18 protein-coding genes and 1 tRNA gene are annotated in these 22,308 nt (G+C 67.9%); 11 read left to right on the top strand and 8 right to left on the bottom strand.

The window, feature by feature from the left end:
- The first annotated feature begins 60 nt into the window (after nt 1-60).
- The 3 genes from HT136_RS06510 to HT136_RS06500 are packed head-to-tail and all read left to right on the top strand — an operon-like array spanning nt 61 to nt 2,016.
- Nucleotides 61-1,278, top strand: a complete 1,218-nt coding sequence (locus HT136_RS06510) for a PP2C family protein-serine/threonine phosphatase (protein WP_214198750.1) — start codon at nt 61-63, stop codon at nt 1,276-1,278.
- On the top strand, nt 1,275-1,598 hold the full coding sequence (locus HT136_RS06505; protein ID WP_214198749.1) for an STAS domain-containing protein: 324 nt from the start codon (nt 1,275-1,277) through the stop codon (nt 1,596-1,598). Before HT136_RS06510 ends, HT136_RS06505 begins: the two co-directional genes overlap by 4 nt.
- Nucleotides 1,582-2,016 (top strand): ATP-binding protein, encoded by a 435-nt coding sequence (locus HT136_RS06500; protein ID WP_214198748.1) that lies wholly within the window; start codon nt 1,582-1,584, stop codon nt 2,014-2,016. The genes HT136_RS06505 and HT136_RS06500 overlap by 17 nt, the downstream gene beginning before the upstream one ends.
- Nucleotides 2,017-2,032: 16 nt before the next feature.
- On the opposite strand, the gene HT136_RS06495 is transcribed toward HT136_RS06500, so the two are convergent.
- Genes HT136_RS06495 through HT136_RS06480 form a run of 4 tightly spaced genes read right to left on the bottom strand, consistent with a single transcriptional unit; the run spans nt 2,033 to nt 6,076 of the window.
- Nucleotides 2,033-3,259 carry a sensor histidine kinase gene (locus HT136_RS06495; RefSeq protein ID WP_214198747.1) on the bottom strand — a complete coding sequence of 409 codons (1,227 nt, stop codon included), beginning with the start codon at nt 3,257-3,259 and terminating at the stop codon, nt 2,033-2,035.
- A complete protein-coding gene (locus HT136_RS26480; RefSeq protein WP_214198746.1) occupies nt 3,256-3,783 on the bottom strand; it encodes a GAF domain-containing protein in 528 nt (175 codons plus the stop codon). Before HT136_RS26480 ends, HT136_RS06495 begins: the two co-directional genes overlap by 4 nt.
- Nucleotides 3,780-5,114: a DUF3131 domain-containing protein gene (locus HT136_RS06485; protein WP_214198745.1), complete on the bottom strand. Its 1,335-nt coding sequence runs from the start codon at nt 5,112-5,114 to the stop codon at nt 3,780-3,782. The genes HT136_RS26480 and HT136_RS06485 overlap by 4 nt, the downstream gene beginning before the upstream one ends.
- On the bottom strand, nt 5,111-6,076 hold the full coding sequence (locus tag HT136_RS06480; protein ID WP_214198744.1) for a hypothetical protein: 966 nt from the start codon (nt 6,074-6,076) through the stop codon (nt 5,111-5,113). Before HT136_RS06480 ends, HT136_RS06485 begins: the two co-directional genes overlap by 4 nt.
- Before the next feature lie 423 nt (nt 6,077-6,499).
- Here HT136_RS06480 and HT136_RS06475 point away from each other — a divergent pair, with 423 nt between their 5' ends.
- The 3 genes from HT136_RS06475 to HT136_RS06465 are packed head-to-tail and all read left to right on the top strand — an operon-like array spanning nt 6,500 to nt 11,062.
- Nucleotides 6,500-7,984, top strand: coding sequence for a glycosyltransferase family 2 protein (locus HT136_RS06475; protein ID WP_343222121.1), 1,485 nt, complete (start codon nt 6,500-6,502; stop codon nt 7,982-7,984).
- Nucleotides 7,981-8,349, top strand: coding sequence for a hypothetical protein (locus HT136_RS06470; RefSeq protein ID WP_214198742.1), 369 nt, complete (start codon nt 7,981-7,983; stop codon nt 8,347-8,349). Before HT136_RS06475 ends, HT136_RS06470 begins: the two co-directional genes overlap by 4 nt.
- Before the next feature lies 1 nt (nt 8,350).
- A complete protein-coding gene (locus HT136_RS06465; RefSeq protein ID WP_214198741.1) occupies nt 8,351-11,062 on the top strand; it encodes a DUF3131 domain-containing protein in 2,712 nt (903 codons plus the stop codon).
- A gap of 40 nt (nt 11,063-11,102) precedes the next feature.
- Here the strand turns inward: HT136_RS06465 and HT136_RS06460 are convergent, their stop codons facing one another.
- The 3 genes from HT136_RS06460 to HT136_RS06450 are packed head-to-tail and all read right to left on the bottom strand — an operon-like array spanning nt 11,103 to nt 16,933.
- Nucleotides 11,103-12,542 (bottom strand): efflux transporter outer membrane subunit, encoded by a 1,440-nt coding sequence (locus tag HT136_RS06460; protein WP_425516882.1) that lies wholly within the window; start codon nt 12,540-12,542, stop codon nt 11,103-11,105.
- Nucleotides 12,535-13,731 carry an efflux RND transporter periplasmic adaptor subunit gene (locus HT136_RS06455; protein ID WP_214198740.1) on the bottom strand — a complete coding sequence of 399 codons (1,197 nt, stop codon included), beginning with the start codon at nt 13,729-13,731 and terminating at the stop codon, nt 12,535-12,537. Before HT136_RS06455 ends, HT136_RS06460 begins: the two co-directional genes overlap by 8 nt.
- Complete coding sequence (locus HT136_RS06450) at nt 13,724-16,933, bottom strand: efflux RND transporter permease subunit (RefSeq protein ID WP_214198739.1); 3,210 nt, start codon at nt 16,931-16,933, stop codon at nt 13,724-13,726. Before HT136_RS06450 ends, HT136_RS06455 begins: the two co-directional genes overlap by 8 nt.
- 292 nt (nt 16,934-17,225) lie before the next feature.
- On the opposite strand from HT136_RS06450, the gene HT136_RS06445 reads away from it, so the two are divergent.
- The 4 genes from HT136_RS06445 (at nt 17,226) to arsH (ending at nt 20,408) form a co-directional block, all read left to right on the top strand.
- On the top strand, nt 17,226-18,137 hold the full coding sequence (locus HT136_RS06445) for a LysR substrate-binding domain-containing protein (RefSeq protein ID WP_214198738.1): 912 nt from the start codon (nt 17,226-17,228) through the stop codon (nt 18,135-18,137).
- Nucleotides 18,138-18,236: 99 nt separating this feature from the next.
- Nucleotides 18,237-18,569 carry an ArsR/SmtB family transcription factor gene (locus HT136_RS06440; protein WP_214198737.1) on the top strand — a complete coding sequence of 111 codons (333 nt, stop codon included), beginning with the start codon at nt 18,237-18,239 and terminating at the stop codon, nt 18,567-18,569.
- A gap of 53 nt (nt 18,570-18,622) precedes the next feature.
- Nucleotides 18,623-19,687 carry an ACR3 family arsenite efflux transporter gene (gene arsB, locus HT136_RS06435; RefSeq protein WP_214198736.1) on the top strand — a complete coding sequence of 355 codons (1,065 nt, stop codon included), beginning with the start codon at nt 18,623-18,625 and terminating at the stop codon, nt 19,685-19,687.
- 10 nt (nt 19,688-19,697) lie between these two features.
- Nucleotides 19,698-20,408 (top strand): arsenical resistance protein ArsH, encoded by a 711-nt coding sequence (gene arsH, locus HT136_RS06430; RefSeq protein ID WP_214198735.1) that lies wholly within the window; start codon nt 19,698-19,700, stop codon nt 20,406-20,408.
- Between the two features lie 534 nt (nt 20,409-20,942).
- Here the strand turns inward: arsH and HT136_RS06425 are convergent.
- Nucleotides 20,943-21,029 (bottom strand) — tRNA-Leu (locus tag HT136_RS06425).
- Between the two features lie 285 nt (nt 21,030-21,314).
- Between HT136_RS06425 and HT136_RS06420 the strand changes: the two genes are divergently transcribed.
- Complete coding sequence (locus tag HT136_RS06420; protein WP_214198734.1) at nt 21,315-22,271, top strand: SDR family NAD(P)-dependent oxidoreductase; 957 nt, start codon at nt 21,315-21,317, stop codon at nt 22,269-22,271.
- The last annotated feature ends 37 nt before the right edge of the window (nt 22,272-22,308 follow it).

Here is a 22,308-nt window from a genome sequence, read left to right as displayed (position 1 = left end):
TTTGCAAATGTTTACGCTTGGCCCCTACAAGCGTGGGCAAGCAGATTGCGGATCACGTTGATGGCACCCCCCTCCCCGAACCGGCCTTCCTCGCGCCTCAAGGTGCTTGTCGTGGACGACGACGAGCTCATGGCCGAAGTGCTGGCCATACAGCTCGAAGGCTTCGGCTGCTCGGTCGAGACCGCCTGTGACGGCGGCCACGGGCTTGCGCGCCTGGCCGAGGCCCATTTCGACATGGTCGTCACCGACTGGCAGATGCCCGGGATCGACGGCATGGAGCTGGTCCGCCGTGCGCGCGCCGCGCGCCGTCGCGAAGGCTACCTGCACATCCTGATGATGACCGCCCGCGGCGATGCCCAGGCGATGCGCAGCGCGGTCGAGGCCGGCGTCGACGACTTCATCGAAAAGCCGGTCGAGGCGATCAAGCTCGAGTTCGCGGTCGAGACCGCACGGCGCAACCGGCTGCTCCACCGCAAGCTCGAGCGCCGCAACAACATGCTCGCGAGCGCGCACCAGCGCACCCGCGAAGCGCTCCAGCACGTGCGCGCCGACCTCGAGGCCGCGCACAGCCTGCAACGTCGCCTGCTGCCCGAGCCGGGCACTATGGGCACTCTCGACTTGGCGCTGATCTACCGCCCGACCGCCGAACTGGGCGGCGACACGATCGGTGCGGCGCCGCTGCGCGAGGGCGGCGTGCTGCTGTTCCTCATCGACGTGAAGGGGCACGGCGTCCCGGCCGCGCTCGATTCCTTTCACCTTCATCACCGCCTCAACCAGCTGCGCCCCAAGACGCCCGAAGAGCTGTCCGAGGCGCTCGGCCTGCTCAACGCCGAAGTCTGCGAGCGCGGCGACGAGGACTACGCGACCATCGCGGCCTGCCTGCTGCTGCCCGAGTGGGAGGAAGGCTGGCTGATCTGCGCCGGACATCCCCCGCCCGTTCTTGCCCGGCCGGACCGGACCGAGGTCCTCACCGGCGGCCGGGCGATGCCGGTCGGCTGGTTCCCGGACACGCCCTACGAGCCGGTACGCTTCGATTTCCCGGTGGGATCGCGGCTCGTCCTCTATTCGGACGGGGTCACCGAGAGCACCGGAACCGCTGGCGAGGAATTCGGCCTCGAGCGCCTGTGCACCGGGGTCGAGGCCGGCCGGGCGCTGTCGCTCCCGGCATCGGTCGAGGCCATCGAGGCCGAACTCGCCCGCTTTTGCGGGCGCGCCGGAAACGACGATGACCTCTCCCTCATCGCTATCGAGAATGCCCCCCTGAAAGGACCGCAATGACCGCCCCAGCCTCCCCGCTCACGATCACGGTCGAGCAGCCGCGCCTCGACGCCATGGCCGCCGCGCCGTTTCGCGCCACGCTCGATCCCCTGCTGGTCGACCAGCCCGACCGGATCCTGCTCGACCTGACCCCGGTCGGCTTCATCGACAGCACCGGGCTCGGCGTGCTGGTCTCGATGCTCAAGCGCATGGGGCCGGGCGGGCGCGTCGCGGTTGTCGGCGCGGCGCCGGGCGTGCGCCGACTGTTCGAGCTGACCCGCCTCGATTCGCTGTTTCGGCTGTGCGACAGCGAGGACGAGGCCCGTGCCATCCTCGCCTGACGCAAGGCACGAGCCGACGCCGCCCGGCGAGTTGGTCGTACCCGCCGACCTCGCCTCGGTGCGCGCGCTGGCCGAGCACTTGCGCCAGGCCTGCTCCCGGGCCGGCATCGACGACATGGCCTTGTTCGAGCTCGAACTGGCGCTCGTCGAGGCGGCCAACAACATCGTCGAACACGGTTACGTCGGCCAGGACGCGGGCTCGATCACCCTCGCCATCGCCATCGAGAGTGGGCGGGTGCACCTGACCCTGACCGACACCGGCTCACCGGTTCCCCCCGCGTTCTTCGCGAACACCGCGCTGCCCGAGGGGCACGCCACAAGCGGGCGCGGCGCCGCGATCATTCACGGCTGCACCGACGAAGTGGCCTACGAAAGCCGGGACGGCGTCAATCGGCTCGTGCTCACCAAGGGCGGCTGAAGCCACCGGCGAGGACTCAGGCGGCCTGGCTGGCCGCCGCCATGATCGGCAGGACGACGCGAAAGCTGGTGTTGCCCGGCTCGCTGGTGAAGCCGATCGTGCCGCCGTGACGCTCGACGATCGCGCGCGAAATGTTGAGGCCCAGGCCGCTACCCCCGGTCTGGCGCTGGTCGCCGCTCGCCGCCTGCGCGAACTTGCCGAAGATGCGCGAACGGAAGGCTTCGGGCACGCCCTCGCCGTGGTCGTGCACCGTTATCAGCGCCTCGCCCAGGCGCAGTTCCACGGTGATCGTCACGATCCCGCCCTGCGGCGAGAACTTGGCCGCATTGGAAATGAGATTGGCCATGACCTGCTGGAGGCGTCCGGCATCGGCACGGACCATCACCGGGCGAACCTCGCGTCCCAGCGTCAGGGTCACCCCGCGCCGCTGGGCGTAGGCGGCGTTCACCTCCGCCGCCTCAAGCGCGATCGCGTTAAGGTCGACCGGCGCAAAATCGAAATCGAGCCGTCCACTCTCGATCTTCTCGACGTCGAGCAGGTCGTTGACGAGCGTGAGCAGGCGCTCGGCGTTGCGACCGGCAAGCGCGGCGAGGCTGGCGACACGCGGCGGCAGTTCCTCCCCGGCCGCCTGCATCAGCCCCAGCGCGCCGCGGATCGAAGTCAGCGGCGTGCGCAATTCGTGGCTGACGCTGGAGATGAAATCGCTGGTCAGGCGCTCCTGCGCGCGCCTTTCGGTGATGTCGGTATACGTCAGCGCGTATAGGCCGTCCTCTACGGGCGCACCGCGCACTTCGACGAAGCGTTCGCTGAGCGGGAGCGCGCGCTCGAGACGAAGCGGGTTGCGGCTGCGCACCGCGCGCACTTCCTCGAGCTCGCCCGCCCAGCCGGGCGCCTGTTCGATCATCGCGTGGATCGGCATGCCCGGCTCGGGAATGACGCCCAGCAACGAGGCGAGCCGGGCGTTCCAGGCCAGCAAGCCACCCTCGGCATCGATCAGGGCAATGCCGTGATCGACGTTGTCGAGCGTGGCGCGCAGCAGCGCCGCGTTGGCCCGCGCCTCGGAGGCGAAACTCGCACGCGCCTCGACCTGCCAGACCATGATCGCCAGCGAGGCCAGGGTCATGCCCAGCCCCAGCGCGAGCATCGGATGCCCGGCGCGCAGCAGCCCGATCGCGCTCGCCAGCGCCAGCAGCATGACGAAGCACGCCACGGCGTGCACCGCCCGGCTGCGCACGCGGCTCACGGATGCGCCTTTCGCGCCGCTTCGAGACGGCGCATGACCCGCGAAGCCTGGAGTTCGAGGCGCGCGATGTCGTCCACCGAAAAACGGCGACGCGCGGTGTCGATCACGCACAAGGTCCCGATCGCGAGGCCCTCGGCCGCGAACAGCGGCGCGCCCGCGTAGAAGCGGATATGCGGCGGCCCGATCACCAGGGGGTTGCCCGCGAAGCGCGGATCCTCGAGGGCATCCTCGACCACCAGCGTCGCTCCGGCCGCCACCGCGTGCCCGCAAAACGAGATCGATCGCGGGGTGGAAGGCACGTCGAGGCCGCGGCTCGCGGCAAAGCACTGCTCGTCGCGAGTGACGATCGAGATGAGCGTTATCGGAACCTCGAAAATCTCGGCGGTCTCGGCCACGAGCGACTGCACGTCAAGCGAGACGGGCTCGTGCAGCACGGGAAAGCTGTCCACGATCGCGAGGCGCCGGGCTTCCTCCCCCGCCTCCCCCCCGGCCTCGCCGGGAACCGTGAAGGTGCGGACTTTCATCGCGCCTGCGGGCAGGCGAAGCCGGCCGTGCCGTCGGGGGTCAGCGCAGCCGGCTCGGCCTTGTCGATCACCGGACCGAGCTCGCGGTAGAGCAGCGCCTCGAGCACCACGGCGTTGGTCGCCGCGCTGCGCGTCCACTCCTGCGCTCCGCTCGTCTCATAGCGCCCTTCCAGCCATCCGCCTCCGCCGTCGAACAGCGTATCGGTGGCAGCCATGGTCTCCTTGGCGCCAGGCGCGCCCAGCGCCCACATCGCGAAGCTCGCCTTGGTCGCCAGCAGGCCGAATTCGGGGAAGGCGGTGCCGTCCTCACCCACCGTGCCCCAGGGCGTGCCGCCCGCGACGATGCCGCCGATCAGCGCATAGGGCGCGCTGGTGCGCTTGAAATCGGCGCGCGCGGTCAGGATGCCGGTCCGCGCCCGGCGGCGGTCCTGGACGTCGAACATGCGCGCAAGGAGCGCCTTCTCGGCCGAGAGATCGCTGCCCGAAACGCCCTTCCAGCCAAGCTCCAGCCCGAGCAGCGCATAGGGCATGATCTGAAGCGGCGGACGCTTCGAACCCAGACCGCCAATCGCGAAGTCCTGGCCTTCGACGGTAACCGCGAAATCGCTGGCAAGCGGCACCGTGCGCGCGGGCGAGAGCCCCCAGGCGCGGTAGCCCTGCTCGGCGTAGATCGCATAGCCCGCGCCAATCTCGGGCTGGCGGGCGAGCCCTTGCGGATTGCCGGGCAGGCCTTCGCAGATCCGGCCTTCGTCGTCGAGCGCATCGCAAATCCGCCAGCGCGCGACGATCGTGGCGACCGGCACGCGGTACTGTTCGAAACGGTCGGTCAGCGCGCGCAGCCACAGCAGCAGCCGTCCGAGCTGGATGCCCGACCAGCCCGGATCGCCCGAGGCCGCCGGCGGATCGATCAGCGCGCCCGTCGCCACCGCATAGAAGCGACCCGGCAGTGCGCCTCCGGCCAACGGTGCACGCGCGAGGAAGGCGAGCAGCGCGCTCATGGCTGCGTCGAAATCGACCCGCGACACCACGCCCAGACGATAGGCACAAAGGCCCGCCGCGATCTGGTCGGCGATGCTGGTGGCCGAAGCGAAACCGGCGCCGGCGACCGCCTCGCAAAGGCCGGTCGCGCCATTGCGGGTGCTGCGAAAATAGCGCCAGGCGGTCTCGGCCCGGCGCCGGTCGCTGGGGCCGGGCGAGGCCATGCCGCGGGTTTCCTCGCGCAGCGCGCGCACCACGGTGCCGCAGCCGCCGAGCGTGGCCAGCGCGGTCCCGGCAAATCCAAGCGCTCCCAACCGGGTGAGGCTAGCGCGGCGAGTGGCAAGTGGGCTCAAAACGCGTGGCTCCAGGAAAGCAGCAATCCGCCGTTGCGGAACCGCCCCGTGCCCTCGCGCGCCGTGCGCCAGGGGAAGCGATTGCCCGAATAGTTGGCGTATTGCAGGGATACATGGTTCGAGCGGTAGTCGAAAAGCCCGAAACCATAAGTGAAGTCCGGATCCCACGGTTGCTGGCCGTGACCCCAGGCATAGGCGGTGAAATCGATGTAGAGCCGCCGGGTAAAGGGATAGCGGCAGCCCAGCGAGACATTGTTCTTCCAGTGCCCCACCCCGCCGTCGTTGCGATCGTAGCGCGGGGTGACGTTGAGGTTGGCCCGGCAGTCGATCGAAAGCGTGTCGTCGAGGAGCAGCGGCTCGGCCAGCGCACGCGGCAGCGGGGCCTTGTAGCCAAAGGCCACCGTCCCGTAATCGAGCCGGGTGACCGGCTCGCCCGGCGCGGGATCGAAGCGGTTGTTGGTGTAGTTCGAATAGACCAGGCTGAAGGTGTAGGGGTGCCAGTCGTCGTAGCCGAAGCTATAGGTGAAGTCCGGGTCCCAATCCTGCCGTCGCGAGCTGTCGAGATAGCGATTGAGCGCGATCTGGGCGAACCAGTAGCCGACCGGCTGATACCGCAGGTCCAGCCGCGCGACCGGGCTGGTCGAGGTGGCGACGCCATTGGCGCCCTGCCCCACCGAGCGCGAGCTGAACGGCATGTAGAAGCCGGGCGTGACGGTTAGGCCGTCGAGCATCTCGCGCGCCTCGCTGTCGTGCTTGCGCGCGTAGAGGTCGTCGAGCGGAAACGCGAACGAACTCTCGGCGCCGCGCACCACCGGATCGCCCTCCACGCTGGCCTGGACGTCGCCTCCCAGGACACCGTCCTGCGCCGCGACGGGCGGGGACGCCTCTTGCGCAGCCAGAGGTCCGCCGGAAGCGATGCTCCCGACGCCAAGCGCACAAGCCGACACAAGGGGCCACTTCAAGGCCCTGTAAATAATCATCTTCCCACCCTATTAAATCTTGCGTCGCCCGCAAGGTGTCTCCACAGTTTAGACGCACTCAAGATGTCATAGGTAGGGTTAATGACATTTTACTTTGAACGGTTCGAAGGTCGTCGCCCTCCCGAACCGCTACCCAAGTCTGCATTCAATGAAGTATCGTGGCAGTATTTGGCGACGATAAATTTGATCTTAGGCATTTGGTACTTGTGGTGGCGCTGGATGCACTCGCTCAATTATGATGCGCTGTGGTTTTCCCTACCCCTAGTACTTGCCGAAAGCCTCGCCTTTGTTGGCCTGGTGCTTTTTACATATAATCTCTGGTCTACAAACGATTACGAAAGGCGCCCGCCGCCAGCCACGATCGGCGACTGTACTGATAGCGCCGAGGACACCCGCCCGCTCAGCGTGGACATCTTCATTGCCACCTACAACGAGGACGAGGAGCTTGTCCGGCTCTCGATTCGCGACGCCAAGGCGATGCGCTACCCCCATCCGCTGACCCTCACCGTCCACGTCCTCGACGACGGACGGCGCGCGACGATGCGCGCGGTCGCGGACGAGGAAGGCGTCAATTACATCAGCCGCACCAACAACGTCGGCTTCAAGGCGGGCAACTTGCGCAACGCGATGGAGCAGACGAGCGGCGACTTCATCGTCATCTGCGACGCCGACACGCGCCCCTTCCCGACCCTGCTCGAACGCACGCTGGGCTACTTTCGCGATCCCGACGTCGCCTTCGTGCAGACCCCGCAGTGGTTTTACGACTTGCCCGAGGGACGCACCCTCACCGAGACCTGGGGCGCGGCGGCGGGAGCCCCCGGACGCCTGCTCGCCCGCGGGATCGAGCGCATCTTCGGCGAGATCCGCGTCGGCGAGGACCCCTTCGTCAACGACCCTGCGATGTTCTACGACGTCATCCAGCGCCGTCGCAACCGCGCCAACGCGGCGTTCTGCTGCGGCGCGGCCTCGCTCCACCGGCGCGAGGCGGTGATGTTCGTGGCGCTTCGCGCCTATGCCCAGAGCATCGCCGGGGCGAGCGCGGAGAAGCGTTCGCTGCTCGACCGCATCCGGGGCCGCAAGTCCGATCCGGCCGCGCTCGCACTCGCGCGCTGGCAGGCCGCCCAGGCCGAGGAACTGACCCCCTACAAGTTCCACGTCTCGGAAGACATCTACACCTCGATCGTGCTCCATCGCGACACCGAACGCCGCTGGAAGTCGGTGCTGCACCCCGAGGTGGAATCGAAGATGCTCTCGCCCCAGGACTTGCTGACCTGGACGATCCAGCGCTTCAAGTACGCCGGCGGCAGCCTCGACATCTTCTTCAACGACAACCCGGTGACCAAGCCCGGCCTCACCCTGCCCCAGCGCCTGATGTACCTGACCACTTTCTGGTCGTACCTTGGCGCGGTGTGGAACCTGGTGTTCCTGGTGGCGCCGCTCATCTATTTGTTCTTCGGCGTCGCACCGGTCAGCGCCTATACCAGCGATTTCTTCGCGCACGCGTTGCCGTTCCTGGTGTTCAACGAGCTGGCCTTCATGGTCGGCACCTGGGGCGTCTCGGGCTACAAGGGCAAAGTCACCTACCTGGCCTCGTTCCCGCTCAACCTGCGCGCGCTCTGGGCGGTGGTGCGGGGCAAGCAGATCAAGTTCCCGGTCACCCCCAAGGAGCGCCAGGCGGGCAATTTCGTGCACCTCGTCTGGCCCCAGCTCGCGCTGGCGCTGGCCACTTTGGCCGGGCTCGCCTGGGCGGGCCTGCAAGTGGCCCTGGCCAACCCCACCTACAGCCTCGGCGGCCTGATCGCGAACGGCTTCTGGGGTCTCAACAATATCGCGGCGATGGCGATCATGGTACGCGCCGCGTTCTGGAAGCCCGATTGGGAGAGCGAATGATGTCCTTTGCCGCCAACCTCGTGAAGGCCCGCAGCCACCTCGTCATCGTCGCCGGACTGATCACCGCCAGCGCGCTGATCGCCTCGATCGAGGCGAACGAGCCAGGCACGCTGGCGCTGCGCACCTTCGGGCATTCGGCGCTCGATCCTGCGACGCAGCGGGCCGCCGCTTATGCCTGGGCGCAGATCCCGGCCGAACAGCGCACCCCCGAGCTCGAGCAGATCGCCGCGCGGCTCGGGGCCGAGACCGCGCCCGCCCCGGCACTCGGCCCAAAGGAAGCCGAGGCGCTGCTGCGCACGCTCGCCGTGCGCGAGGCGCAAGACAAAGCGAAAGCCGGGGCCAAGGCGAAGGTCGGGGCCCACTGAGATGTCCCCTTCTCGCGTGCTGCTGCGTCTCCTCGCCATTTTCCTGACGCTGGGCACGATCGCCCCGGCGCAGGCGGAAACCGCCTCCGATCCGGTCGTGGCCGGGACCTTCTCGCTCACCCCCAAGTCCGCCGCACAGGCCCACCCGGGCCGTAGCGGACCGCTCAGCGAGGACGAGCTGGCCATGGCGCGCACCGCCTGGCGCTATTTCCAGAACAACACGCAAGGCGCGACCGGCCTCGTCAATGCGGTCGACGCCTTCCCCTCCACCACCTTGTGGGACATCGGCAGCTCGATCGCCGCCATCGTCTCGGCCAACCAGCTCGGCGTGATCGGACCGGACGAGGCCCAAGGCCGCCTCTCCGCGATCCTCGCCACGCTCGCGCGCATCGAACTGTTCCGCCAGACCTGCCCGAACAAGGCCTACAACACGCAGACCGCGCAGCGCGTGACCTATACCAACGAGCCGGGCGAGATCGGCTGCTCGGCGCTCGACGTCGGGCGCCTGCTGCTGTGGATGCGCATTCTCGAGCAGCGCTATCCCGACCTTGCCCCCGCCGTCGGGGCTGCCGTCGCGCACTGGAACGTGCCGAGCCTGGTGCGCGCCGGTGAGCTTTACGGCACCGCGCTCGACGACAAGGGGCAGATCCAGTTCCTCCAGGAGGGGCGCCTGGGCTACGAGGAGTATGCCGCCAGTGCCTTTCGCCTGTGGGGCTACGACACCGCCAAGGCGGCGGCGGCGGCGCCTTACGGCCTCGTCTCCCTCTACGGCGTCAAGCTGCCCTACGATGCGCGCGACCCCAAGCTGTTCGGCGCGCACAACTACGTCGTCACCGAAAGCTACGCGCTCGACGGGATCGAGATGGGCTGGGACCTTCCGGGTGACGCCACCAGCGGCCCCTTCACCTTCACCAACGGCTGGATCGCACGCTCGGCCCAGCGCGTCTACCAGGCGCAGGAAGAGCGCTACGCGCGCACCGGCATCTTCACCGCGCGCACCGAGCACCAGCTCGCGGGCGCGCCCTACTTCGTCTACGACACCGTGTTCAGCGACGGCGTGCCCTGGGCCACGATCACCGACACCGGTGAGAGCTATCCCCAGTACGCCTCGGTCTCGCTGAAAGGCGCGCTTGGCCTCTGGGCGCTTTGGGACACCCCCTATACCGACGCCCTGTTCGCCCACGTTCGCTCGGCCTTCGATCCCGAAAAGGGCTTCTACGAGGGCCTGCTCGAGAGCAATGGCGAGCGAATCCCCGCCTTCACCGCCAACAACAACGGCATCATCCTCGAGACGCTGCTCTACAAGGCGCAAGGGCCGATCCTGAAGGGCGAGGCGCTGGGCACGCCCCGGACCGGCGCGACCGCTTCCGCGTCCGCAGCGCCGCAACCGGCACCGGCCGCGGCCCCCACGCCGCCGCCCGTGCCCTTCGCGGCCACGCCGGGAGGCCCCACCCTGCCCCCCGCCGAGGACAGCCCGATCGTCGAGGGCGCGCGCTGGGTCGCCCCGCGCGATGCGGCAGCGCGTCATCCCGGGCGCAACGGACCGCTGAGCGAACGCGAGACGGCGCTGGCCGCCGCGGCCTGGTCCTACATCAAACGCAACACGCAAGGTGCGACCGGCCTCGTCAACGCGGCCGAGAACTATCCCTCCTCGACCTTGTGGGACACCGCCGCAGTGATCGGCGGGATCGTCGCGGCGGACCAGCTCGGACTTGCCGAACACGCCGAGGCGCAAGGCCGGCTTTCGGCCATCCTCGCCTCGCTGCGCAAGATCCCGCTGTTCCAGAACCTGTGCCCGAACAAGGCCTTCAACACCGCGACGCTCCAGCGCACCGACTATTCGAACAGCCCCAAGGAGATCGGCTGCTCGGCACTCGACATGGGCCGCGCGCTGGTCTGGATGAAAATCGTCGAAGGGCGCTACCCCGAGCTCGCGCCCGCGGTGCAGGACCTGGTGCGCTACTGGAAGATCGCCGGCCTGGTGCGCGGCGGGGAACTCTATGGCACTGCCTTCAGCAAGGGCAAGGTCGTCTACTTGCAGGAAGGGCGCCTGGGCTACGAGGAATATTCGGCCAAGGGCTTCGCGCTCTGGGGGCAGGAGGCGAAGAAGGCCGCCGCGCCCGAGCCTTACGCGACGGCGCAAGTGCAGGGCGTCACCATCGCGCATGACCAGCGCACGGTGAAGAGCCACGGGGCGAGCAACCACGTCGTCACCGAAAGCGCCATGCTCGACGGGATCGAGTTCGGCTGGGACGCGGCCAACGACAACCGCTCGAACGCCTTCGAGTTCACCGATGGCTGGCGCGCCGCGCAGGCCTGGCACATCTACCTCGCGCAGGAACGCCGCGCGCAGCAGACCGGGATCCTGACCGCGCGTACCGAACACCAGCTCGCCACCTCGCCCTACTTCGCCTACGACACGGTCTATGCCGACGGCACCCCCTGGGCGACGATCGACGCGCGCGGACAGCCAATCACCGGCGCGAGTGCGGTCGCGCTCAAGGCGGCGATCGGGATGTGGGTGCTCTGGCCCACGCCCTATACGGACAAGCTGTTCGATGCCGTCGCGGGCGAATTCGATCCCGAGCGCGGAATCTACGAGGGCGTGCTCGAAGGCGGCGGGCGGATCAACTCGCTCAGCGCCAACAACAACGGCATCATCCTCGAGGCGCTGGCCTACAAGGTGGGCGGGCCACTGGTGCGCAAGCAGTAGTCCGCGAGGCGGACCGCCGTCCGCCTCGCGCTAAACGGATTCAGGCCGAACCGGTGCCGCCGAGCGCGCGCACCAGTGCGACGCTGGCCTGCATGCGCTGGGTCTCGACCAGGATGTAGGCCCGCTTGGCGGAAAGCGCGTCGGTCTGCGCGGTGACGACCTCGAGGTAGTCCGAGGCCCCGTCGCGGTAGCGCGACATGGCGATCTCGCTCGTCCGGCCGGCCGCGTCGGCCGCTTCCTTCTGGGCCGCCCCCTGCGCCGCGAGTTGGCGCTGCGCGGCGATGGCGTCCTCGACCTCGCGGAAGGCGGTGAGCACGGTCTGGCGGTAATTCGCCGCGATCGCCTCGTAGTCCGCGCGGGCCATGCGCACTTGCGCCTTGCGTTTCCCGCCGTCGAACAGCGTGAGCACCGAAGACAGCGGACCCAGCCCCCAGAAGGTGTTGGGCGCCGAGAAGATGTCGCCGTGCGTGGTACGCCAGCCACCGCTCGCGCCCAGTGTCAGCGACGGGAAAAAGGCCGCGCGCGCGACGCCGATCTCGGCGTTGGCGGCAAAGACCCGGCGCTCGGCCGCGGCCACGTCGGGACGCCGCTCGAGCAGCGTCGACGGCGTGCCCACCGCCGCCACGAAGGGCGTCGGCAGCGCCGTGTCGGCGGTCGAGGCGAGCGTGAACTGCGAAGCGACGGCACCGGTCAGCGCGGCCAGCTCGTGCTCGGTCGCCGCGCGCTGGTTGGCGTTCTCGGCCACCAGCGCCTGCGCGTTGGCGAGCACGGTGTGCGCCCGGTTGACGTCGATCCCCGAAGCGATTCCACCCTCGTGGCGGGTCTTCGTCAGCTCGTAGGCACGTGCGAACGCATCCACCGACTGCGCCAGCAGCCGGGCCTCAGCGTCGAGCCCGCGCAGGCGGAAATAGGCATCGGCAACCGAGGCCTGGAGGCTCAGCCGCGCCGAGGCGAGATCGGCCTTGCTCGCGTCCGCCTCGGCCGCACTGGCGCGCGCCGAGTTGCGGACCCGGCCCCACAAGTCGACCTCGTACGACAGCGAACCGCCCACGATATAGTCGTCATAGGTCACCGCCCGGCCGGTCGAGAGCGGGCGCCCGGCCGAGACCCGGTCCCGCGCGGCCGAGCCGTTCACCGACGCGGTGGGCAGCAAGTCCGCCCCGGCCTCGCGCGCGGCGGCGCGGGCGCTGTCGTAGCGCGCGAGCGCGGCGGCGAGCGTGGGGCTCGCGGCCTCGGCCCTGGCCTCGAGATCGTCGAGCACGGGGTCGCCATAGCTCTGCCACCAGGGCCCGCGCGCGGCGGCATCGGCCGGGTGCGCCGGGCTCCAGCCAGCGACTTCCTTGAAGGCCGGCACGCTGGCGGTTTCGGGCGCGTGGTAGTCAGGCGCCATCGAGCAGGCGCCGGTGGCGACCATCAGGCCGGCTCCGGCCGCACCCAGCAGCCAGCGCGCCATCGAGCTTCGAACCGGAGCCTCAGGCATCGGGCTTGGCACCCTTCCCGGCCGGCTTCTTGGCGGGAACGACCGAGACCTTGTCGCCCGTCGCGATCGAATCGGGCGGCGAATCGATGATCCGGTCGGCCTTGCCCACGCCCGAGGAAACCAGCACGGTCTTGCCTTCGTCGCGCGCGATCGTGACGCCCTTCATGGTCACGCGCCCAGCCGTGTCGACGACCGCCACGGTGGGACCTTCGGAACCGAAGTGGATCGCGCTGCCCGGCAGGCGAAGCGCGTTGCCGGTGCCGTCCGCCACCGCGAAGGAGACGTGGGCATAGGCTCCGGCCTTGAGCGCGCCGTCGGGATTGGCGGCCTGGAGTTCGACCAGCACCGCGCCCGACTGCGGGTCGACCGCGTTGGCGCTGCGCACGGTTTCGGCCTGGAACGTGCGTCCGGCGAATTCGGGCAGCGTCAGCGTCGCGGCGAGGCCGGGGTGGATCTGCGAGGAATAGACCTGCGGCACCCGCACGTAGATGCGCATGCGGTGGACGTCCGAGACGGTGAACAAGGGCTGCGCGGCGGCGTTGCCCGCAACCACGAGCGCGCCGATCTGCGCCGAACGGCTGGTGACGATGCCCGCGAAGGGCGCGGAAAGGCGCGTGAAGCCGTGCTGCGCCTGGATCTGGCGCAAGTTGGCGAGCGCGGCGTTGGCAAGTGCGGTCTTGGCGGCGAGGTCGCCCGCCTTCTCGTCGGCTTCCTGCTGCGAGACCGCGTCCTTGGCGAGCATGTCCTGCCAGCGCTTCGAGGTGCTCACCGCCAGCTTCTGGTTGGCGAGTGCGGTCTGGTAGTCGGCCTTGGCCTGGGCGAGCTGCTGGTCGAGATCGGGCGCGTCGAGCGTGGCCAGCGTCTGGCCCGCGCCCACGCGGTCGCCGATATCGGCCTGCCAGCTGCGCACGTAGCCGTTGGTACGCGCGTAGATCGCGGCGCTGTTGTAGGCCTGCACGGTGCCGGGAAGAACCAGCCCGTCACCACCGGTGGCAAGGGCAGGTGTCACGACGCTCACCTTGGGAAGGGCCGCCGCACTGGCCACGGCGTCGAGTTCCTGCGTCGCCATCGAGCGGGTGACGAGGCCCGTCGCCACGACGGCGATGGCCAGCACCGCGGCGGCGATCCCCACTTTCTTGAGGGTCCGGCTGTCGGGGCCGGCGTTTTCGGGAAGCTGAGTGTCATGCATGGCTGGGCTGCGGCTCCATGGAGCGGGTGTCGGACGCGTCGCGGCTTTCGCTGCGGCGGCGGTGAACATAGCTGAAGACGGTGGGAACGAAGAAGAGGGTGGCAATGGTGGCGCAGATCAGGCCGCCGACGACCGCGCGGCCGAGCGGGGCGTTCTGCTCGCCCCCCTCGCCCAGGCCCAGCGCCATCGGCGCCATGCCGATGATCATCGCAAGCGCGGTCATCAGCACCGGGCGGAAGCGCACGAGGCCTGCCTCCATCGCGGCCTGGAAGGCATCGCCGGTCTCGGCGAGCTTTTCGCGCGCGAAGCTGACGACGAGGATCGAGTTGGCGGTCGCCACGCCCATGCACATGATCGCGCCCGTCAGTGCGGGAACCGAGAGCGTGGTGTTGGTGGTGAACAGCATCCACACGATCCCGGCAAGCGCAGCGGGCAATGCGGTGATGATGACGAAGGGGTCGAGCCAGCTCTGGAAGTTCACCACGATCAGCAGGTAGATCAGGAAAACCGCGCCGAGCAGGCCGAAGCCGAGCCCGGCGAAGGCGGTGTTCATCGTCTCGTACTGGCCGCGGATGGTGACCTTGGCGCCCTTGGGCTCCTGGTCCTTGAGCTGCGCGATCGCCTTCGCCACGTCGCCCGCCACCGCGCCCAGGTCACGCCCTTGCGTGGTGCCGTAGATGTCGACCACCGGCTGGATGTTGTAGTGCGAGACCACCGGCACCGTGTTCGAGCGGGTCACTTGCGCCAGCGCGCCAAGCGGCTGGGTCGAATTCCCGGAACTGCCCGTCACGGGCAGGTCCGACAGCTGGTTCATCGATCCCACCCGGTACTGCGGGGCCTGCGCGACGACCGGATAGGACACCCCGTTGTCCGGGTTGACGAAATAGACCGGCGCGGTCTGCGCGGTACCCGCCAGCGAACTGGCGAGGCTGGTCGTCACGTCCTTCTCGCTGAGCCCGTACTGGCCGATGCGCGAACGGTCGACGTCGACGTCGATCTGCGGCGCGTGGGCGGGCTGCTGGCTGCGAATGTCGGCCAGGCCCGGGATTTCATGGAGCTTCTTGATCAGCTTATGCGCGTATTCGCGCGAGGCCGCGACGTCCTTGCCGCTGACCTGCACGTCGATCGGCGAAGGCGACCCGAAGTTCAGGATCTGGCTGGTGATGTCGGCGGGCAGGAACGAATAGGTATCGCCCGGGAAACGTTCGGGAAGCTCCTTGCGCAGCTTCGCCACGTATTCGTCGGTCGGCGCATGGCCTTCCTTGAGCGCGATGAGCATGTCGCCGTCCTGCGGGCCGATCGTGCCCGAATTGTTGTAGACGGTGTTGATCGAGCTGATCGGCAGGCCGATGTTGTCGGTCACCGATTCGAGCTCGTCGGCCGGGATGACCTGCCGCACGACCTTGGCGACCTCCTCGAAATGCGCCGCCGAAGCCTCGATGCGCGTGCCCACCGGCAGGCGGATGTGCATCGAGATCTGCCCCGAATCGACCGAGGGGAAGAAGTTCTGCCCCAGGAACGGGAGCAGGCCGAACGAGACGATCACCACGCCCATGAAGCCCAGCATGAACGGCTTGCGCGCAATCAGGGCACGCCGCAGGAGCCCAAGGTAGCCCGCGCGCACTTTCTCGAAGCGCGCCTCGAAGCCGCGCTGGAAGCGCACCAGCGGGTTGTGCGAGCCGGGCTGCCCGGCGTTGTGGATGTTCTCGCCCTCGGGCGTGTGGGGCTTCAGCAGATACATCGCCAGCGTCGGCACGAGCGTGCGCGACAGTACGAAGGAGGCGATCATCGCGAAGACCACCGAAAGCGCCATCGGCACGAACAGGTAGCCCGCGACGCCCGGCAGGAAGAACATCGGCACGAAGACGATGCAGATGCACAGCAGCGAGACGAAGGCTGGGGTCACGATCTGCGCCGCGCCATCCAGGATCGCCTGAATAACGCCCTTGCCCTGCTCGAGGTGCCAGTTGATGTTCTCGATCGTCACCGTGGCATCGTCGACGAGGATGCCGACCGCGAGCGCAAGGCCGCCCAGCGTCATCACGTTGAGCGTCTGGCCGAAGGCCGCGAGCGCGGCGATGGCGGCAAGGATCGCGAGCGGGATCGAAAGCGCGATGATCACCGTCGAGCGCCACGACCCCAGGAACAAGAGGATCATCAGCGAGGTCAGCGTGGCCGCGATCGCGCCTTCGTGGATCACGCCGCTGACGGCCGCCTTCACGAACATCGACTGGTCACCGACCTGGAGCACCTTGAGGCTTGAGGGCAGGCTCGCCTGGATCGCAGGCAGCGCCGCCTTGACCCCGTTGACGACGGCGAGCGTCGAGGCCGCGCCGTTCTTGAGCACCGTCAGCAACACCGAGCGGCCGCCTTCGACGTGGACGACGTTCTGCTGCTGCGCGCTGCCATCGCGCACATAGGCGACGTCGCGCATGTAGATCGTCGCCCCGTTGACGACCTTGACGGGAATGGCGTTGAGCGCCTCGATCGAGCCGGGCGCGTTGTTGAGGCGCACCGAGTACTCGGTGGCACCGATGCGTACGAAGCCGGCCGGGTTGATCTGGTTCTGCGCGGCGATGGCGTTGCCCACGTCCTGCGCGGAGAGGCCGCGCGCCTGCAGCGCCTGGGGGTCGAGGTCGATCTGCACCTGGCGCTGCTTGCCACCCGAGGGATAGGGCATGGCGAGGCCGGGAACGGTGACGAGACGCGTACGCACCTGGTTCTGGCCGATGTCGAAGAGCTGCTGCTCGGACAGGCCCTGGCCGGAGAGCGCGAGCTGGAGAATGGGGACCGTGGAGGCCGAATAGTTGAGGATCAGCGGCGGGTTCACACCCGGCGGCATCTGCTTGAGCACGGTCTGCGAAATCGAGGTCACCTGCGCCGTCGCGGTACGGATGTCGGCATTGGGCTGGAAGTAGATCTTCACCACGCCCATGCCCTGGTAGGACTGGCTCTCGATGTGCTCGATGTCGTTGACAGTGGTGGTCAGCACGCGCTCGAAGGGCGTGACCATGCGGTCGGACATGTCCTGCGGCGGAAGACCGGAATAGGTCCAGGCCACCGCGATCACCGGGATCTTGATATCCGGGAAGATGTCGACCGGCGTGCGCACCGCGGCCAGGATACCGGCCAGCGCGATCAGGATCGCCATGACAATGAAGGTCAAAGGCCGATGCAGCGCGACCTTCACAATTCCGATCATCAACTTCTCCGTTTGCGCTCCGTGCTCGCGCACGGGCACGGGCTCGAGTGCCTCTCCGGTTATGGTTCTCGTGGGGGCCACGCGCCAGCGGGGGAAAGCCGGCGCGCGCGAAGGGCCTCAAGGTACCGCCGAAGGGACGAACGCCCATGCCGACCGGACATCTGCCCCACACACAAGGCAAGGACACCGGCTCACGAAACCTCGCGTGAGCCCTTGCCAAGGCCGTGGCGGTATGTCCAATATATAAAAAGGCATCATTGATTGCTTTTTCATATCAAAGGATCCAACCGCGATGGAACTGCGGCACTTGCGCTATTTCGTGTGCGTGGCCGAGGAGATGCATTTCGGGCGCGCGGCCAAGCGCCTGGGCATCTCGCAACCGCCACTCAGCCAGCAGATCCGCGCAATGGAAGAAGAGATGGGGGTGCGGCTGTTCGACCGCACCAGCCGCCGCGTGCGCCTGACCGAGGCGGGTGCGCTGTTCCTGCCCGAAGCCCAGGCCACCTTGCGCCAGGCCGACTATGCGCTGCAGACCGCGCGCCGGGCCGGGCGTGGCGAAACCGGGCGCCTCAGGATCGGGTTCTCGACTTCGGTCGCCTTCGTGCCCCACGTGATGGACCGGCTTGCCGAATTCCGCCGCCGCAATCCGCTCGTCGCGCTGCAGCTTGACGACATCCCCCGCAACGAACAGCTCGTGCGGCTCGACCGGGGCGAGATCGACATCGGCATCGTGCGCGTCTTTGAAACGCTCGAACTGCCCACCGGCTTTCACGCAACCTGCCTGCAACGCGACGGCATGGCCCTCGCCATGCGGCGCGACCACCCGCTGGCGCTGCAAGCGGCGAACCCCACGCTGGCGGACCTGCGCGGCGAGGCGCTGATCATGTACGGCTCGATCAACGGCGCGGGCTTCAACGAACACCTCGTCGCGCACTGCGAGGCCGCCGGTTTCCACCCCCATATCTCGGTCGAGGCAAGCAGCCTGGCTGCCCTGCTCGGCCTCACCGCGGCGGGTTTCGGGGTCTCGTTGCTGACCGCCCCGCTTAGCCGCCTGAACCTCGACACGCTGGTCTTCCGTTCGATGGACGTCGCCTTCGAAAGCGAACTCCTGCTCGTGCGCTCGTGCAATCCCTCACCGGCGACCCAGGCCTTCTGCAACGACCTCATCGGCCAAACCGCACAGGCCGTCGAGCCCGCGACCTGAGGCCACGCCGCAACGACCGCGCCATCACGCCGTGATGATTGCATCGCAGTTTCTCGGTGCGTTCTTGACCCTGCCAGATGCATCGAATATTTTCGATACATGGATTCCGAAACAGCCCTCTCGCTTCTCGCCGCGCTGAGCCATCCCACCCGGCTCGAGGCCTTTCGCCAGCTCGTGCGCCACGAACCCGAAGGGCTTGCGACCGGCGCGCTCGTCGAGGCCTCGGGACTGAGCCAGAGCACCTTTTCCTCGCAGCTTGCCGTGATGGTGAAATCGGAACTGGTCCTTTCCGAACGGCGTGGCCGCCACCAGATCCAGCGGGCCAACATCGACGCGCTCAAGGGGCTCATGCTGTTCCTCGCCAACGACTGCTGCCAGGGTCGCGCCGAGTTGTGCGGGCCGCTCGTCGCCGAGCTCGCGCCCTGCTGTTGAACAGGTCACGACATGCCACGCAATCGCCAGCCCCTACCGTCCGGAGCGACGAAATGACTGCACCGGCCACCCGCGCGCGCCTCTCTTTCCTCGATCGCTATCTGACCTTGTGGATCTTCCTCGCCATGGCGCTCGGGATCGGTCTGGGTTCGGCCATTCCCGGCCTGCCCGCCGCGATCGGCAGCCTCGCCTGGGGGACCACCAACGTTCCCATCGCGATCGGCCTCGTGCTCATGATGTATCCGCCGCTGGCGCGGGTGCGCTACGAGGAACTGCCGCATATCCTCGACGACCGGCGCATCCTCGTCATCTCGCTGATCCAGAACTGGTTGATCGGGCCGGTGCTGATGTTCGCGCTCGCCGTGCTGTTCCTCTCCGACACGCCGGAATACATGACCGGCCTGATCCTGATCGGCCTCGCCCGCTGCATCGCGATGGTGATCGTGTGGAACCAGCTCGCGAAAGGCGACAACCAGTACGTCGCCGCGCTTGTCGCGTTCAACTCGATCTTCCAGATCGTGTTCTTCAGCGTCTACGCCTGGTTCTTCCTCACGGTGCTGCCGCCCGTGTTCGGGCTCGAAGGCAGCGTCGTCGACGTGCGTTTCTGGACCATCGCACAAGCGGTGCTGATCTACCTCGGCATTCCCTTCGTCGCAGGCTTCCTCACGCGCAGGACGCTCGTGCGGACCAAAGGCGCGGACTGGTACGAAAGCCGCTTCCTGCCCAGCATCGGCCCCGTAACGCTGGTGGCGCTGCTGTTCACGATCATCGCCATGTTCAGCCTGAAGGGCAACGAGATCCTCGCCCTGCCCGGCGATGCAGTGCGCATCGCGATCCCCCTGACGATCTACTTCGTGATCCAGTTCTCGATCAGTTTCGCCATGGGCAAGCTTGTCGAAAGCGACTATCCGCGCACGACCGCCGTGGCCTTCACGGCGGCCGGCAACAACTTCGAGCTCGCCATCGCGGTGGCGATCGCCGCCTTCGGGCTCGGCTCGCCGGTCGCCTTCGCCGCGGTCATCGGCCCGCTGGTCGAAGTGCCGGTCCTGATCCTGCTGGTCGGCGTGGCGTTCCGCTTCGGGCGACGCTGGTTTCCCTCCACGCTTCCACCGGAGTAACGCCCCCACCATGCCCGAGCATCGTTACCTTCGCCCGCTTCCCGACGCCGACACGCTACCGGCCCTGCGGGCGGAATACGTTCTTGCCCGCCCCGCGCTCGGCCTTGGCGAGCTCGATCCGCCACCGCGTATCCTCCTGCTCTACGGGTCGCTGCGCGAACGCTCCTACTCGCGCCTCGCGATCGAAGAGGCGGCACGTCTCCTCCGGTTCTTCGGCTGCGAGACACGCATCTTCGACCCCTCGCAGCTTCCCCTTCCCGACCGGATCGAGAACGACGACCATCCCGCCGTGCACGAATTGCGCGAACATTCGTTGTGGTCCGAGGCGCAGGTCTGGTGCAGCCCCGAGCGGCACGGCCAGATCACCGGGATCATGAAGACCCAGATCGATCACCTGCCGCTGGCCATCAAGGGCCTGCGCCCGACCCAGGGACGTGCCCTGGCGGTCATGCAGGTGAGCGCCGGCTCCCAGTCCTTCAACAGCGTGAACACCTTGCGCATTCTCGGTCGCTGGATGCGCATGTTCACCATTCCCAACCAGTCGTCGGTCGCCAAGGCCTATGACGAGTTCGACGAGGCGGGCCGGATGAAGCCTTCCAGCTACTATGACCGCATCGTCGACGTGATGGAGGAACTGGTCCGCTTCACCGTCCTGCTGCGTCCCCACACGGCCCAGCTGGTCGACCGCTATTCCGAGCGCAAGGAACGCGGCGAACGCTAGAGCTCGACCCGCGACGGCGCCAGAAACGAAGCACGCGGGCAGCTGCGGCCTGGCGTCCTCCGTCGAACCCGATGGGACTGGAGGACTGCCGCCAGATCCAAGACCCATGCCACCCTGCGGCCAAAAGCCGATGTGGCCCCGGGGCATGGCCTGTCACTCTCAATGTCGATCACGCTGCTCGACAGCAACTGGGCACCTCCCCCTACCTCTCGCCAGGCAAGCCTTAAGATAATGCACTGCCGCTGTGCAGCGGACATGCGCGATGCGGCAGGCGGGGCTTTTCGGTTTATCAGAGCACATGAAGCGCCTTTCGGCGGACGGCGATCTGCTGGGAAATTCTGGCTCGGGTCGTGGACTTCGAGGCGTTTCAGCCGCCCTTGACGGCCGCGCCGGCCTTTTCCGAGGGTGCACAAGGGTAGCCGCCCGCCCTACGCTGATTCTCGGCATCAAACCTTAGCAGGGAAACGCAACACGCACGCCTGGGGCCCCGACCTTGGTCGGTTTCCCTAGCGTTCTCAATGTGTTGAGAAGTGTTGGTGCCCAGAAGAGGACTCGAACCTCCACGCCGTTACCAGCGCCGCCACCTGAAGACGGTGCGTCTACCAATTCCGCCATCTGGGCACGGAACGAAGGAGCCAAAGTGCTGCCCTCGTTGGGTAGGAGGGCGCCTCTAAGTGGCCTCGCGATTCGTGTCAACAGCGCTTTGTCGGCGCAATGCATTTTTCTGTACGTCCTTGCGAATTTGCGCGGCCCACGCAGCCTCTCGCCGGCCGAAGCAAGGGCCCGGGAGTCTGGCGCAACTGCCCGGTTGCCGATATCGAGAGCTTGTGGCAGGGGCTTTGGCGACGTGCTGCAGTGCGGGACTCGTCGCTCCGCCCGGCACCAGGCCCTGAGGATTGTACGCAGATGAGCATGACCCCCACCGATTCGCTTTACGGCAAGATCGTCACCATCCTGGGTGGCAGCGGCTTCGTGGGCAGGCACTTGGCGCAGGAGCTGCTCGAGCGCGGCGCGCGCGTGCGCGTTGCCAGCCGTAATCCGGAAAAAGCCTATATGGTCAAGGCGCTGGGTGAACTCGGCACGGTCCAGTACGCCCGTTGCGACGTGACCAAGACCGAATCGTTGGCGCGCGTTCTGGCCGGTTCGGACGCCGTCGTGAACCTCGTGGGGGCCTTCACCGGCAAGCTCGACGCGGTGCAGGGCGAAGGCGTGGGCGCGATCGCCGCCGCCGCCAAGGCCGCCGGCGCGGCCGCCTTCGTGCACGTCTCGGCGATTGGCGCCGACGCCACCTCGCGTGTCGCTTACGCGCGCACCAAGGCCGAAGGCGAGGCCGCCGCGCTGGCCGCCTTCCCCACCGCGACGATCGTGCGTCCCGCGGTGATCTTCGGCCCCGACGACCAGTTCCTGATGATGTTCGGCAAGCTCATGAGCTCGCTGCCCCTGGTTCCGCTCTTCGCGCCCGAGGCCAAGCTCCAGCCGGTCTTCGTCGACGACGTCGCCGCGGCGATCGCCAATGCGGCTGGCAACCCCGCGAGCTGTGGTGGGAAGACCTTCGAACTCGCCGGGCCAGAAGTGGTGACGATGCGCGGCCTGTTCGTACGCATCGCCCGGGCCGAAAACCGCAAGGAAAGTTTCCTCGAGCTGTCGGACGCGATGGCCGGCCTCATCGCCGCCTTGCCCGGCACGCCGATCAGCAAGGACCAGCTCGCACTGCTCAAGGCGGGCAGCGTGGCGAGCGGTGCGGCGCCGGGCCTCGCCGACCTGGGCGTTTCGGCGCGTCCGATGGGCCTGTTCCTCGAGCGCTGGATGACCCAGTTCCGCAAGCACGGCCGCTTCGGTGCAAAGCACCCCAGCGCGGCCTGACGCCGCGCCCCAGCGGGCATCGGACATGAAAAAGGGG

It is taken from the genome of Novosphingobium profundi (assembly GCF_018491765.1).
In the GTDB taxonomy this organism is placed as follows: domain Bacteria; phylum Pseudomonadota; class Alphaproteobacteria; order Sphingomonadales; family Sphingomonadaceae; genus Novosphingobium; species Novosphingobium profundi.
Note: the sequence above shows the minus strand (reverse complement) of the source record. Positions and strands in the feature narration are given on the sequence as shown.

Excerpts from the sequence above, each read along its gene's own strand:
- HT136_RS06510 (WP_214198750.1), top strand. The coding sequence starts at position 61 with ATGGCACCCCCCTCCCCGAACCGGCCTTCCTCGCGCCTCAAGGTGCTT.
- HT136_RS06505 (WP_214198749.1), top strand. The coding sequence starts at position 1,275 with ATGACCGCCCCAGCCTCCCCGCTCACGATCACGGTCGAGCAGCCGCGC.
- HT136_RS26480 (WP_214198746.1), bottom strand. The coding sequence starts at position 3,783 with ATGAAAGTCCGCACCTTCACGGTTCCCGGCGAGGCCGGGGGGGAGGCG.
- HT136_RS06470 (WP_214198742.1), top strand. The coding sequence starts at position 7,981 with ATGATGTCCTTTGCCGCCAACCTCGTGAAGGCCCGCAGCCACCTCGTC.
- HT136_RS06465 (WP_214198741.1), top strand. The coding sequence starts at position 8,351 with ATGTCCCCTTCTCGCGTGCTGCTGCGTCTCCTCGCCATTTTCCTGACG.
- HT136_RS06460 (WP_425516882.1), bottom strand. The coding sequence starts at position 12,542 with ATGCCTGAGGCTCCGGTTCGAAGCTCGATGGCGCGCTGGCTGCTGGGT.
- HT136_RS06455 (WP_214198740.1), bottom strand. The coding sequence starts at position 13,731 with ATGCATGACACTCAGCTTCCCGAAAACGCCGGCCCCGACAGCCGGACC.
- HT136_RS06450 (WP_214198739.1), bottom strand. The coding sequence starts at position 16,933 with ATGATCGGAATTGTGAAGGTCGCGCTGCATCGGCCTTTGACCTTCATT.
- HT136_RS06445 (WP_214198738.1), top strand. The coding sequence starts at position 17,226 with ATGGAACTGCGGCACTTGCGCTATTTCGTGTGCGTGGCCGAGGAGATG.
- HT136_RS06440 (WP_214198737.1), top strand. The coding sequence starts at position 18,237 with ATGGATTCCGAAACAGCCCTCTCGCTTCTCGCCGCGCTGAGCCATCCC.
- arsB (WP_214198736.1), top strand. The coding sequence starts at position 18,623 with ATGACTGCACCGGCCACCCGCGCGCGCCTCTCTTTCCTCGATCGCTAT.
- arsH (WP_214198735.1), top strand. The coding sequence starts at position 19,698 with ATGCCCGAGCATCGTTACCTTCGCCCGCTTCCCGACGCCGACACGCTA.
- HT136_RS06420 (WP_214198734.1), top strand. The coding sequence starts at position 21,315 with ATGAGCATGACCCCCACCGATTCGCTTTACGGCAAGATCGTCACCATC.